At 66.9% G+C, this 13,366-nt stretch carries 11 protein-coding genes and 5 pseudogenes; 9 read left to right on the top strand and 7 right to left on the bottom strand.

From position 1 onward, the window contains the following. Nucleotides 1-1,001: 1,001 nt before the first annotated feature. Complete coding sequence (locus tag OG568_RS50010; protein WP_329536780.1) at nt 1,002-1,616, bottom strand: GNAT family N-acetyltransferase; 615 nt, start codon at nt 1,614-1,616, stop codon at nt 1,002-1,004. A 511-nt stretch (nt 1,617-2,127) separates the two neighbouring features. Between OG568_RS50010 and OG568_RS50015 the strand changes: the two are divergent. Next, nucleotides 2,128-3,536 (top strand): annotated as a pseudogene (locus OG568_RS50015) (IS701 family transposase). Between the two features lie 23 nt (nt 3,537-3,559). Here the strand turns inward: OG568_RS50015 and OG568_RS50020 are convergent. Together OG568_RS50020 and OG568_RS50025 are read right to left on the bottom strand one after the other, a co-directional pair. Further along, entirely contained in the window at nt 3,560-3,685 is a 126-nt protein-coding gene (locus OG568_RS50020; RefSeq protein ID WP_329536782.1) for a hypothetical protein, read from the bottom strand. Beyond that, the gene (locus OG568_RS50025; RefSeq protein WP_329536783.1) at nt 3,682-4,134 is read right to left on the bottom strand and encodes a hypothetical protein; all 453 of its coding nucleotides are present in this window, start codon (nt 4,132-4,134) and stop codon (nt 3,682-3,684) included. The genes OG568_RS50020 and OG568_RS50025 overlap by 4 nt, the downstream gene beginning before the upstream one ends. Before the next feature lie 997 nt (nt 4,135-5,131). On the opposite strand from OG568_RS50025, the gene OG568_RS50030 reads away from it, so the two are divergent. The 5 genes and pseudogenes from OG568_RS50030 to OG568_RS50050 all read left to right on the top strand — a co-directional run. Beyond that, the gene (locus tag OG568_RS50030) at nt 5,132-5,683 is read left to right on the top strand and encodes an RNA polymerase sigma factor (RefSeq protein ID WP_329536784.1); all 552 of its coding nucleotides are present in this window, start codon (nt 5,132-5,134) and stop codon (nt 5,681-5,683) included. Then, nucleotides 5,683-6,663, top strand: coding sequence for an RNA polymerase sigma factor SigF (locus OG568_RS50035; protein WP_329536785.1), 981 nt, complete (start codon nt 5,683-5,685; stop codon nt 6,661-6,663). Before OG568_RS50030 ends, OG568_RS50035 begins: the two co-directional genes overlap by 1 nt. 90 nt (nt 6,664-6,753) lie before the next feature. Next, nucleotides 6,754-7,440 (top strand): annotated as a pseudogene (locus OG568_RS50040) (transposase); the annotation flags it as partial. 41 nt (nt 7,441-7,481) lie between these two features. After that, on the top strand, nt 7,482-8,279 hold the full coding sequence (locus OG568_RS50045) for a hypothetical protein (protein ID WP_329536788.1): 798 nt from the start codon (nt 7,482-7,484) through the stop codon (nt 8,277-8,279). Between the two features lie 111 nt (nt 8,280-8,390). Further along, nucleotides 8,391-8,708 (top strand): annotated as a pseudogene (locus OG568_RS50050) (transposase); the annotation flags it as partial. A gap of 167 nt (nt 8,709-8,875) precedes the next feature. On the opposite strand, the gene OG568_RS50055 reads toward OG568_RS50050, so the two are convergent. Continuing rightward, a complete protein-coding gene (locus OG568_RS50055) occupies nt 8,876-9,163 on the bottom strand; it encodes a hypothetical protein (protein WP_329536789.1) in 288 nt (95 codons plus the stop codon). A 366-nt stretch (nt 9,164-9,529) separates the two neighbouring features. Here OG568_RS50055 and OG568_RS50060 point away from each other — a divergent pair, with 366 nt between their 5' ends. Continuing rightward, entirely contained in the window at nt 9,530-10,627 is a 1,098-nt protein-coding gene (locus OG568_RS50060; protein WP_329536790.1) for a WD40 repeat domain-containing protein, read from the top strand. 48 nt (nt 10,628-10,675) lie between these two features. Here the strand turns inward: OG568_RS50060 and OG568_RS50065 are convergent. From OG568_RS50065 to OG568_RS50075, 3 genes and pseudogenes are all read right to left on the bottom strand, one after another. Next, nucleotides 10,676-11,134, bottom strand: a pseudogene (locus OG568_RS50065) (transposase); the annotation flags it as partial. 13 nt (nt 11,135-11,147) lie between these two features. Next, nucleotides 11,148-11,592 (bottom strand): annotated as a pseudogene (locus OG568_RS50070) (ISAzo13 family transposase); the annotation flags it as partial. A 166-nt stretch (nt 11,593-11,758) separates the two neighbouring features. Further along, nucleotides 11,759-12,286, bottom strand: a complete 528-nt coding sequence (locus tag OG568_RS50075; protein ID WP_329536772.1) for an AAA family ATPase — start codon at nt 12,284-12,286, stop codon at nt 11,759-11,761. A 105-nt stretch (nt 12,287-12,391) separates the two neighbouring features. On the opposite strand from OG568_RS50075, the gene OG568_RS50080 reads away from it, so the two are divergent. Then, a complete protein-coding gene (locus OG568_RS50080) occupies nt 12,392-13,054 on the top strand; it encodes an FkbM family methyltransferase (RefSeq protein WP_329536793.1) in 663 nt (220 codons plus the stop codon). A 55-nt stretch (nt 13,055-13,109) separates the two neighbouring features. Further along, nucleotides 13,110-13,304, top strand: a complete 195-nt coding sequence (locus OG568_RS50085; RefSeq protein ID WP_329536794.1) for a hypothetical protein — start codon at nt 13,110-13,112, stop codon at nt 13,302-13,304. The last annotated feature ends 62 nt before the right edge of the window (nt 13,305-13,366 follow it).

Below are 13,366 nucleotides of genomic sequence, written 5' to 3' on the forward strand. Positions count from 1 at the left end.
CCGGACACGCAGATGGTGCTGCCAATGTTCGACTGGGTGACGTCGGGGTTGTAGGAGCCGGGTGTGCAGGACGAGTCGGGCAGCGGCAGGTAGGACTGGGAACAGGCGGAGGCGTGCGCGGTGCCGCTCACCGTGATGATGAGGCCTGCGGCGGCTATGCCGAGGGCGGTGGTGGTGGCGGTGACGCGGTGCAGAGGTCGCATGTGGGGTCTCCCGTCTCGGCCTGGAGATCGTGTTCCAGGCGGCTGACGGTATGACAGCACCCGCCGGGTCTATGCGGGTAGACGCAGGTGGTGAACATCTGGTGACCTGCACCTTCTCTATACCAGGGCGTGGGTGAGCCTTGCTCAAGGCCGCAGTTTCGCTTGGGACTTGAGCCGAAGAGCGTGGCCGCGGCGAAGGACTCAACAGCCTTCTTCGCCCGGTGTGCGGGTTGGCTTCTGGCGGCACCGTGGCGCCCACGCACACTTGGCACGAGGGCGTTGGACGGCATGGCGCAGACGAAGTTCGACAAGTAGGTGAGGGAGAGGGCCGACTCGCTCGTGTTCGGGATCGGCCGATCCCTGCTGGTTATGTGCGTGACTGCGGGAGCCGTTTCGATGTGACTGTGGGAGTCATCATCTGACCGAGTTTGCGATGTCAGTTTGCTTTGACGTCACTTGGGGGCTTGCGGTGGGACTGTGAGGTGTGCTTTTCCCGCTGGGGGCCTCATGGGTAACTCGCAGTCGAAGATCGAGTTGTACGCGGCGATCCGCCGGGATCACCGGATGGGCATGTCGTTGCGGGGGCTTCAGCGCACGCACAACGTGACCTGGAGGACGGTCCGGCGGGCTCTGGATGGTCAGTGGTCCGAGCCGCGGAAAAAGCAGCGACGCAAGGAGTCCCGGCTCGATCCCTACAAGCCGCTGATCGACGGGATGCTGCTGGCTGACCTGGATGCTCCGCCCAAGCAGCGGCACACCGCCCAGCGGATCTATGACTGTCTGGTCGAGGGCCAGGCTCTATCCTGCATGGCCGATTTCTCCCAGGCGAGCAGCCAGGCGTTCCTTGGCCGCAGGCCACTCGTCGGCGAGGATCGAGAAGTACACCGTGTCCCGCCAGGTACCGTCCGGGCGTCGGCGGTGGCGTCGGAGTACGCCTTCGCGGCGCGCCCCAATACGTGCGATCGCAGCCTGTGAGCGGTGATTGAGATGATCGGTCTTCAATTGCACGCGTCCCATGCCCAGGTCTTCGAAGGCGTGGCTGAGCAGGAGCAGCTTCGCCTCGGCATTGACGGCGGTGCGCCAGTACGCGCGCCCGTACCACGTCCAGCCGATCTCCAACCATTCGTCGGCCACGTTGATGTCCATGTACGTGGTCCAGCCGATGGCCTGGTCGGTGGCACGGTGGATGACCGCAAAGGGAACGTATACGCCCTGCTCGGCGGCCTTAAGCAGCGTGGCAAGCTTGCCACCCAGTTCCGCCTGTGTCTTCGGCGCCGGCCCACCCTGCCACCGCCACAACTCCTCGTCACCGCCTCCCGCCTCGAAGAGTTCGCCGAGATGCTTCACCGCGAGCGGCTCCAGGCGTACTTGGCGGCCGGTGAGCGTAATGGGCAGCGGGGTCTGAGCAGGCATGGACCGGAAGATATAGGGGTGTCGCGCTAGGAACAACTTAATTTTGCTCTAGTGCAATCATGCCTGCAGCGAAGCAATGCCCCACGTAGCGCCCTGCGGTGATCGAGTGATCAGCCCAGCCAAGAGATGGAAGCGCCCTTGACGGGATATTCCTGCCCTCATCATGATCAAGCGGGCGGCCCCGCAGCATCCGAGTGACATCAAAAGTCGGTTCTGGCGCAGATCTTGGGGAGTCGTCGCAGAGCGTCACGTCGATGTTCGATCGTGAAGGGCTGGGTCGAGTGAGAGAGCGCAACCGGCGCAGCCAGCTTCCAGTGTCTCGTCGTCGCATCGCAGAGCGGAGTCGTCGAGAGCGGCTGCGGGAGCCAATTGGGTTGTGCGAAGGTCTGGATTGATGACGAACCAGGGGGTTACTGGTAGTTCGTTAAATCCGGAGGTCGCACGGGTTGACGGCAGGTCGGGTTGGTCGTAGGCCGGTGGTAGGAGTCAACTGCCTTTCTGGGGGCGGAAGATGGCCGCTCGCCGTCCGTGTCCGCCTGTGCCGGGGCCGTTGGAGGAGTATGCGGCCCGGTTCGACGACCTCTTCTTCAGCCTGGCACAGCGGCGGGGTTTCGTGAGTACCTGACCGGGTTGCTGGCGCCGCGGGAGCGGAACAAGACGATCACCTGTCTGGCAGGGGCGGAGCCGGTGACGGGTGCGGGGATGCCAGGGGTGCAGCGGCTGCAGTTCTTCCTGTCCGAGTCCCCCTGGGAGGCCGAGCAGGTCAACGACCGGCGGCTCGAGCTGTTGCGCGAGCAGTCGGCGACGGCTCCGCACCACGGTGGGGTCCTCGTGATCGACGATTCCGGGGACCGCAAGGACGGCACGGCGACCGCGCATGTGGGCAGGCAGTGGCTGGGCCGGCTGGGCAAGACGGACAACGGCATCGTCACGGTGACCACGGTGTGGACCGACGGCCGCGTGTACTACCCGCTGCACGCGACTCCCTACACCCCTGCCCGTCACTTCGCCCGCGGCCGGTCCGATCCGGCCTTCCGCACGAAACCGCAGCTGGCCGCAGCCCTCGCGGCCCGCGGGAAGGAGGCGGGCTTCGACTGCCGGGCGGTGGTCACCGACTGCGCCTACTCCGTCAGTGACGACTGGTACCTCGCACTGCGCGAGGCCGGCCTGGCCTACGTGGTCGCGCTCAAGCCGCACCGCGGCACCTGGGCTCCGGCCCACCAGCCACACACCCCTATCGAAGCTGCCCACGTCCTGACCTGGAAGGATGCCAAGCGTCCGGGCGGCTGGACACCCGTGGAGCGTCACTTCCGCGACGGGCACACCGAAACCTGGTGGGCCGCTGATGCCCGCCTGGGCGGCTACGGACCCGACTCACCCTGCCGGCTGGTCGTGGCCACCACCGACCCGGCCGGCCTGCCGGGGAAGGCCACCTGGTACCTGGCCACCAACCTGCCCCACCCCGACGCCCCCCACGCCCTCACCAGCCCGCACCCGCCGGCCGACCTCGCCGAGATCGTGCGCCTCTACGGACTGCGGCCGTGGATCGAGCAGAGCTACAAGCAGGTCAAGGACGAACTCGGCTGGGCCGACTTCCAAGTCCGCTCCGACCGCGCCATCCGCCGCCACCAGACCCTGGTCAACTGCGCCTTCTCCTTCTGCTGGGACCAGTGGTTCGCCCCACCCGGACCCCTGGATGCCACCGCGCCGGACCCCTGCCCCGACGAGGCGCCAGAGAGGGGGACCGACCTTGTCCCACCGGCCCCAACTGCCTTGCTGGCCCGCGGCCTTACCCGCCATCCGTTCCTGGCTCATCCCCGCCGTCACCCTCAACCGATGGTGGCGAGCCTGGACGGACACAGAGCCACCCCCCGACCTTCAGGCCCTGATCGACGCGGTCACCACCGGACACGGCATTGACCTCTACCGCCGGATTTAACGAACTACCGGTAGCGGCCCGGGGGCTTGGCGGGCTTGTCGGTGGGGTTAAGGGCGCGTTTGTCCTCGTCGGTAAGGATGTCGGCCCATTCGGGGTCGGCGAGCATGTCCTGGATCATGAGGGTGCTCACGAAGGCGAGGGCGTATCGGCGTGAACGTACGCATCACCCTCGGCGAGGTCGTCGACCTCCTCGGCCTGCACGACGGAGAAGCCGGCCAGTCGCAGGATCCCGATCAATGCTGTCTGCATGAGTAGAACGACCTCGGCGTAGCGCTTCCACTCCGGCGCCGCCGGGTCCTGCCGTTCTGCCACTGCCCGCATACCGGCCTCTCCCAGTTCTGGGGCGTTCCAGCGGACGTAGAGGCCTCCGGCGTACTCACCCTGGCTGTCGACTTCCACCCAGACGCCGGGCTGTTTCGGCACTCCCGGACGCTCGACATAAGCGGGGAGACCGGCGAGTTGGAGTTCTTGGCAGACCCGGCCTGCCAGGTCGTACCCAGCGGCGATGATTTCCTCCGAAGCATACGGGTGACCGTGCGCCTTAGCCTTGGCTCGACTCTCGGGGTCTATATACGTCACTGGGCATCTCCTGGTGTGAGGTCATCTCTGATGATCGTGGTCGGTGAACTGATCGCCAACGCCGCCAGGCACGCCCTCGAACCAGAAAACCGCGACGGCAGTGCCGCCACCGCCTGGCTGGGGCTTGTCCGCAGACAGTAGGCCGTCATATGCGCCGTGGCGGATCCGAGTCCTTGCGCTCCCGAACCGCAGCAGCCAGAACGCCTCAGCGAATCGGGCCGAGGACTGCATATCGTCGAAGCCATCAGCTCATCCTGGGGCTGCTCGCCGCCGCAGCGCTCAGGGGAAATCGCCTGGGCGCGTGTTCTGGCGCCGGACCTCTGACTGGCGGCTTCCCAGATCTGCAGTAGCGGCAGTCATGTCTGCCCCGAGCGGGGCCTCGGCCGGCTGCTCCACGGCATGGCCGATGGCGGCAGCCGGCCTGTCCCGGTGAGCGCGAGACCGAAATCGACCAACTGACTGCGGCCTCCCACCACGCGGCGCCTCCGAGGCAGGTGGCCCCGTCCTCTGCCCGCGGGAGAGGGCTGAGACGGCAACCGCGTGCTTCCCGTAAGCCTGAACAGGCACGATCTCTTCCCGGGGCCCGTCCCTTGCACGTCCGCGTGCCTCGGGCACCGGGACGCAGACAGGCGACGCCTCACTTTGCACAGGAAGCACACCTGTCTCGCAAGCGCCCGGCTGTATCTCGCGCCGACGGTGGCGTGCGGCGGCGTGTACACGTTTTCGGCACCGATTCCCTCTTCCTGGTAACCGCACTGCCGAATCCCCAGGAGGTCAACGACGTGACATCGCCGTGGAGTTGGCTGATAGTAGGCACAGAGGCAGGTGCGGCTGCGGGCGTCCTCGTGCGGATATCCGCCTACCTGCTGAGAGAACACATCCGTTCCCGGACGATGACTGTCATGGTGCGTGAGCTCTCCGCGCGAGGGGGCCAGGTCGAGGTGAGTGATGAGGACGGCAACACTTGGAGCGTCCGCCTGGATGCTCAGGAGCCTCAATGACGTCACCACCCACCGAGGACGCCTTCGACACCTTGTTCCGCCAGTGGTACCGGCCACTGCTGGCACAGGCCATGTTCGTCTCCGGCGGGCGCCGCACCGTGGCCGACGACGCCGTCCAGGAGGCCTTCCTGCAGTGCTGGCAGCGCTGGCACGCCCCGCACCTGGAACCGGTACGGGCCTGGCCTGCCTGGCTGCGCACCACCGTGGTCCGCGAAGTACTGCGACTGCAGAAGGAAGTCGGCTCGGTCGGCTTCGACACCGACGCGCATGACCACGCCGGCCCGGAGATCGACCTGGCGTCCTGGATGGATGCCCGCGGCGCCTACCGCATGGTGCTCGAACGCATAGTCCTGCTCAGCGACAAACAGCGCGAAGTGATGGGGCGCTGCGCGATTGCTGGACAGTCACTGGGGGATGCCGCCAAGGAGATGCGCATTCAGGAGGCCACCGCCCGTGTGCACCTTTACCGGGCACGCCAGGCCCTGGAAGGCGTACGCGAGCAACTGCGAGAACTCGGCGTCATCGACCCGAGCGAGGGGAGGCAGTAATGGACGACCGCAAGGACGAGGACAACGCTGCCGCACTCAGCGAGACCCTGATGGCCTGCGAAGAGGAAGTGGGATCGGCACTGGCCACGACGCAGGACGTCGAGTCGGCGCTGGCCAGACTCAAGCAACGCGTGAAGCGGCAGCCTGCGATCGAGCACCGTTCGGCGAGCGTCCGGCGAAACCGGCACAGTTCGATGACAGTTGAACACATCCAGCATGCTCCGCAGGACCGCAGCGGGGCACGGGCGATGTTCATCGAGCTGCGCAAGCTGCAGGACGGCAGCGCGGAGTACGCGGAGCTGCGCAATCAGCTGGTCCGCATGCACCTCCCGCTCGTCGAGCACCTCGCACGCCGCTTCCGCAATCGCGGCGAGCCGCTGGACGACCTGATCCAGGTCGCCACTATCGGCCTGATCAAGTCGGTCGACCGGTTCGATCCGGAGCGCGGCGTCGAGTTCTCGACGTACGCGACTCCGACGGTCGTCGGCGAGATCAAGCGGTACTTCCGGGACAAGGGGTGGGCGGTCCGCGTGCCGCGCCGCCTCCAGGAACTGCGCCTCGCGCTTACCACGGCGACCGCGGAACTCTCGCAGCAGTACGGCCGTTCGCCCACGGTCCATGAGCTCGCCGAGAAGCTGGTCATCGCGGAGGAAGAAGTCTTGGAGGGTCTGGAGTCCGCGAATGCGTACTCCACGCTGTCCTTGGATGTTCCCGACGTGGACGATGGGTCCCCGGTGGTCGCCGACACGCTCGGCGCCGAGGACGAGGCCCTGGAGGGTGTCGACTACCGAGAGTCGCTGAAGCCGCTGCTGGAGGACCTTCCGCCGCGGGAGAAGCGGATCATGCTCCTTCGTTTCTTCGGCAACATGACGCAGTCGCAGATCGCCCAGGAGGTCGGCATCTCCCAGATGCACGTCTCCCGTCTCCTGGCCCGCACCATGGCTCAACTGCGAGAGAAACTCCTCGTCGAGGAGGAATAGGCGACGCAGGAGATCGCGGGCCGTCACATCCGAGTATGGAGGGGCGGCCACACCAGTTGCCGTGTCCTTGGGCGCTTTTGAGTGCCGGCCGCCGGGCTCAGTCGGAGGGCGATCGGCCGCCAACTCCGGATGATCTCCCGCACCGTCAAGCTCCTCGCAGACGCAGCTACCCCGGAGGACCTGTTCCAGGGGCAATGGCAGGGCCGACCATCCAAACTCGACGCTTTCAAGCCCTACCTGGATGACCGCTGGAACCAAGGCTGCACGAACGTCTGGAGGGCGTGGGAGGAGATCGTGCCGCTCGGCTATCAGGGCAGCTACCAGCGGGTTCGCGCCTATTTCCGGGAGAAGCGGCTCTCGCCGGGCCCCGTCACGGCTCGGCCACCGTCTCCCCGAGTCGTCGCCGGATGGATCCTCCGCCGGCCGGAGACCCTCACCGAGACGGAGCACCTTCGGCTCAAGGCTATTCTGGTCCACTGCCCTGAACTCGAAGCCCTCGCCGGCCACGTCCGCTCTTTCGGCCAGATGCTCACAGAGCGCCAGGGTGAACAGCTACCGCAGTGGCTCGATGCCGTCCGGCAAGACAACCTCCCCGGCCTCCATACCCTCGCCGCAGGTATCGACCGTGACCGCAATGCGGTCATCGCCGGCCTCACCCTGCCCTGGAGCTCCGGAGTGGTCGGAGGACATGTCAACCGGATCAAGATGCTCAAGCGCCAGATGTTCGGCCGAGCCGGGTTCAATCTCCTACGAAAGCGCGTCCTTCTCTATGGATGACCACGCGCAGCGCAGGCTCGCCCACGCTATAGCCTCGGCCTGTGACCAACAGCGGCAGCCGAACGACGGAGAACAACCCTCATCCCGAGCTCCCTCACTTTCAGGAGCTCTTGGACGGGACAGGCTGGGCGTCGCTCGCCACTCCGTACGGGACCGGCGAATCCCTGCCGGCCGCGCTTGCACGTCTCCTCGATCCCAGCCCGTCCATCAGAGCGGCGGCCGCCAGTGACGCACTGAACGAGGTGACCCACCAGAACTCCATCTACGAAGCCACCGTGCCCGTAGCTCTCTACGTGGCGGCCATCCTGAACCACCCGGCTACCGCGGCAGGTGAACACGCCCACGAGGCCGACTTCCAACTGCGCCACCCCACCCGCGAGACGCTACTGGACTGGCTCGGTTCCACTGCCTACGACGCCGACGACGAGCGTGTCGCCATGGGCGAACGCCATTTCGGTGAAGGCTTCCTCGACGCATGCCCCGACATGCGGGCTTTCCGGGACCTGCGCCCGGTGATCTACTCCGCTGTTCAACCGTTCTTCACCAATGACAACGCGAAGGTGCGCAACGCGGCCCTCGTCGCCGCCATCCCCCTCGCAGAGCACCACTCCCTCACCGGGCACCGGAATGAGCTGGCTGACCACGCACACCGCCTGCTCAGCACCAGCACAGACCGATACAAACGCGACAGCGCCCTGGACGCGCTGAACGCCTGGGGCCACGACACCAGCACCCTGGAAAACGCGAACGACATCGCCGCCCGTGAACTTCGGGCGGATCACGATCTGTGGTGGGCGAGCAACAGGACAGGGTACTGCGCCGAAGAGCCGCTGTTCTGACGCAGAGAGGCCCAGTTCTCTACGCGTTAGCCGTCACTCAATGTATGCGCTTCACGGAAAGTGGGTCTGTACGGTCTTCGGTGTAACTCCCGATCATGGAAGTAGCACCTGATGAGCGACATGACTGTCTCTGCCGAGGCGGTTGAAGAGGTCCGGCCGGTCGAGTTGTCGGCGGACGTGCTGGACGAGCAGTTGATCGGGCAGTTGGTCGACCGGGCCCGCGCGAGCGGGCTGCAGTTGACCGGCGAGGGCGGGTTGCTGCAGCAGCTGACCAAGCGCGTGCTGGAGTCCGCCCTGGAGGGCGAGATCACCGACCACCTCGGCTACGAGAAGCATGATCCGGCTGGCGCCGGCAGTGGCAACAGCCGCAACGGGGTCCGGTCCAAGACCGTGCTGACCGATGTGGGGCCGGTGGAGATCACGGTGCCTAACGTTGCACCTGAGCGTCCCCGCCGCACGTATCACCGGGGAGTTGGTGAGAGAGCTGGCTCCTCGGCGGACGGGACAGGCAGGGCCGTCCCGTGGCCCGGCAGCCCTCTAGAGGCGAGCGTTCTGGGTCGCCGGCGGAATCGTCATGCAGTCGCCGACCGGTTGTGTCACTGGAGGGAGTGGTTTCGAGCCGACTCCTGCCGCTGCTGGTGCTGCTCGTTCCAGAGGTCGGTGAGCTCGCCGAGTGCGCTGTTGGTGCGGCCGAGTTCCCAGAGCAGGTAGATGCTGGCTCCGGCGAATGGGATCCACTCACCCCAGTGGAAGATGAGCACCGGCATATACAGCAGGCCGACCAGGACAAGTAGTTTGACGAAGAGTTCGGCCCTGTACGTCTGTTTGCGTTCGACGATGACATGCTCTCCGCGGCCGCGGATCCACTGCAGTCGCGATCTCATGACTACCCCCTCAGGCTCTGCTCGATGTAGGCGACGACGACCACGGTGCGCAGGGCGGTAACGAGTACAGGGTGCGAACCTGCTCGACGTTCGATGAACGGAACCGTGGCCACGGCTGGCTGCAAGTCTCACGGTGCGTGCAGCCCCAAGCCAGGTTCGTCGGAGGAGTTCCGCACATCTCCATACGATCACTACGAACGGCGGATTGCGTTCCGGGCTAGCTCGACAGCGGCTGCGGTGACTCCCAAAGTCTTGACAGCACCGGGGTTCTTGCCCGGACAGCACTCCTGTGCTCCGCCGCAGTCCGGTAGGGAGTACGGGATTTTCGTTTCTCCTCTGGGGAGAGGGGCGGTTAACCTCCGGGTCATGACGGACCTGGTTCATGACGACGGAACCTGCGGCGAGCCGGCGGCGACATCGGTGGCGGGTCCGGGGACGGGGTGGCAGGTGGAATGGGCCTCCGGCGGCCTGATCTCCGGGTTCATCACGGGGACGACTGGCCACGCCGACTGGGTGCGTTCGGCGGCGACAACCGTGGTTGACGGGCGCGCGGTCGCCATCACCGGAGCTGACGACGAAGCCGTGCTGGTGTGGGACCTGGCGACAGGTAAGCGGATCGGTGCCGCGCTGCCTGCGCGTGGCTCGGTGTGGACTGCGGTGACGGAGCTGGTGGACGGCCGTACTGTTGTCCTCATTGCCGACCCGTCTGCGCTGGTGCAATCGTGGGACCTGGCAGAGGGCCGTCCCCTGGCGAGTCTCGCTGGTGGGGCGGCGGCTGCGGCGACAGGCGTGGTGAACGGTCGGCCTGTGGTCCTCATGGGCAGGCAAAACGTTCCCAGGCTGTTGATGTGGGACCCGGCCACGGGCGAGGTTGTGGGCGATCTCGTGAGCGACCCACCGGCGCGGCGCGTCGGCGCAGTGGTGGCGGTGGCGACGGCAGTGGTGGACGGCCACACCAAGGCCGTCACTCTGCACGACGACAGCACCGTCGGGGCATGGAATCTGACTGAGCGTCTGCATCAGGGCCAGGTCGCACCCCCGACCGGGGGCGACAGGCAGCGGGTGTCGCTGACCGCCGCCGTCGTCGGCGGCCGCTTGGTCGCCGTCACCGGCAGCTGGGACGGGCAGGTTCAGGTGTGGGACGTGGCCGCGTGCACGGAAGCGACGGGGCGTGAGCCACTGACCGGCCATACCGGTCCGGTGTGGGCCCTCGCCACGACCGTGATTGACCGCCGTCCCCTCGTCGTTACCGGCGGTGATGACCAGACGGTACGGGTGTGGGACATGGCCGCCCACCGTCAGGTGGGCTTGGATCTGGTGTTCCCCTCGGAGGTGACCGCCGTGACCATGGCGTCCGACGGGCGGCTGGTGGTCGGGTTCGGGAGCGACCTAGCGGTTCTGGCACCGCACCCGCATGCCTGGGCAGGTGCTTCAAACTCTCCAGGGGCGGCGAACTGGTGCTGAACATCTTTTACCTCGACGCGGCCGATGAGGGAGGCTCCGGGGTGTTCATCAGGCCGCCAGCTCCTTTCGTTCCACGAGCTGGCCGCGTTCGAAGCGTGCTCTCGTGCGGACCAGGGCCACCAGGTGGGCCCCGGTGATCGCGCGCCAGCGGTCCTGGGCGGACTCGACGAGCTTGAACACCATGGCGAGTGCGGCAGCCGGGCTGCCAGCGCCGCGGGTGACCTTGGTGCGGAGCCTGACCGTGGAGAACGTCGACTCGATCGGGTTCGTGGTCCGCAGGTGGATCCAGTGCTCGGCTGGGAAGTCGTAGAACGCCAGCAGGTCCTCCCGGTCGTCGATGATCTTCGCGACGGCCTTGGGCCACTTGGTGCCGTAGGTCTTCGCGAACACCTCGATCGCCTTCTCGGCGTGCGCGCGGTCCTCCGCGTTGTAGATCTCCCGCATCGCCTTCGTCGCACCCGGTTGCGCGGACTTCCGCAGGGCGTTCGAGACGTTGCGAGCCTTATGAAGCCGTAAAGAATCAACTTGTCGGTGTGTCGGTTTCTTCATCTGCGGCGGCAAGGAGTTCGGTGGCGGTGCGGTAGCGGGTGGTGGCCGAAGGTGGGTCCGCCTTCGGCAAGCAGGGGCCGGATCTCGCGGACGACGTTCCCGATCGAGGACCTGCTCACGTTCCCCAGCACGTCGGCGAGGACGTCCAGGGTGCACAGTTTCCGCAGGCAGAGGATGGCGACGACGACGCGTTCTCTGTCGCCGAGCTTCTGAGGGAAGACGCCGCCGCGGCTGCCCAGCTGGCGATCGGCGCCCCGGCGCTGGTAGGAGGCACGTTCGACCTGGGCAACCTGGCGTGGGGCGAGGCGGCAAGTGAGTGCATCCAGCTCCGTGCGGGACATGCCGGTAAGCCGCGGATGGGACAGGCTCTCCATGATCCGGGTGCGCGGCGGGCTCTTGTCGGTGTCGAGGAAGGCTCCTGCACCGCCTGCCACAACCCGGCGAACCTTCCCGGTCAGAGATCGGCGTCGACTCGGCGGACCTGCTCTTCCGGCCGGTGACGCTCGATACGGCCCCCGACTGGTGGGCGCAGGAGGCCACCCGGCTGATCGACACGTGGCGGCCCCCAGCAACAGGGGCGGGTCAGAACGAGCCAGGCTCGATGATCTCCTCCCCCTCATCCCGAGGCGGCTCGAACCGGGCGTAGAAATCGTTCAGCGCCGCCTGCGTCACGGCAAGAGCGTTGGCATCCTCGCGTCCGTTCCGCTCGTCGAGGCGGCGCAGCAACTCGGCCCGCTCGACGGGGAAGTACAGCAGCCGCCACCGGCCGCCAGCGGACTGCACGAGCTTCTTCCACTCCTCGCGGTCGGAGCGCAACCACAGGCCGTGATCGAGGACCACATCCCGGCCGGCCGCCACGAGCTCGGCCAGGCGCTCGTGGACCTCGGCGACCACCTGGGCCTCCAGCTCGAAGTACTGGCGTTCCGGGTAGTCGACGCCGTACCGGCCGTGCCGCTCGTACACCAGCTCATCGACGGACAGCCGAACCGCCCCGGCCGGCTCCAGCCGCCGCTTCGCGTATGTCGTCTTGCCCGACCCGGTCAGCCCGACCAGCAGATACACCACGGGCTCTGTCTCCTGGCCGGTTGTCAGGCTCGGCGCGGCCTTCACCTGCACTGTCCTCCTTCGCCGCGGAGATGCTCCTGCGACCCAGCCTGCCACCTTTCATGCAGCCCGCGCGGCGCAACGGCCGCACCTCACCCATGGGGAACCATCGTGATCCCTCCGCTCGCGCTCCGCGTACTGCGCGCGTACGTCCGGCACGCTCCTGGCCATCTCGGGAAGCCGTGGCTGGCCGGTCACCTGAACACCCTGCTCAAGGAGCCCCCGCTCACAACGACCGCCCGCACCGGCTCCGGCATGGTCTTCCCGGTGGTGACCAGTGACATCATTCAGCGCTACCTGTACCTCTTCGGCGTGTGGGAACCACACCTGACCGCGTTCATCTCCGGCCGACTCACGCCCGGGGACACCTTCGTCGACGTCGGCGCGAACATCGGCTACTACAGCGTGCTCGCCTCCCAGCTCGTCGGCCCGGCCGGCCACGTAGTCGCTGTCGAACCCTCCCCCGACTTCCACCAAACGCTGGTCGCGAACGCGCAGGACAACGGCTGTGGCAACGTCCGTACGGTCAACGCCGCCGTCTCCGACAGCCCTGGGCGGATGACGTTCTACCTGGAGCGCTCCACGAACCTCGGAGGCACCACCGCCGTCCGCCCTCGCACCGTGGAGTCGTCATTCGAAGCCGACGCGGCGCCGTTTCCCCAGCTCGTACGCGAGGAGGAACTGGCACCGCCCGCCTGCTCAAAATCGACGTCGAGGGCGGTGAGGCCGGGGCGGTACGCGGGCTGCTCCCGGCACTCCCCGGCTCCGGAATGACGCTGAGATCCTCGTCGAGGTCACTCCACGCCTCCTGGCCAAGCAGGGCCAGACCGTGGACGACGTCCTGGGGCCTCTGGGCGAGCACGGATTCTATGTGTACCGGATCGCCAACGACTACGCAGCGGCCTCCTACCCGGGGGCGCTGCGCCGGCCTGTGCCGGCCGTGCGCTGGAGGGAGCCGATCACCGAGATGACCGACCTCGTTCTGTCCCGCACGAAGGCCGAGGTCCCGCCGTCGATCCGGTGAGGGCCGGGCGGTCAGGCGCTACTGATTCCCAATGTGGTTGTCAACGCCTGCTCGTGACTGGG

Origin of the sequence: Streptomyces sp. NBC_01450 (genome assembly GCF_036227505.1) — a bacterium.
Taxonomy (GTDB): Bacteria; Actinomycetota; Actinomycetes; order Streptomycetales; family Streptomycetaceae; genus Streptomyces.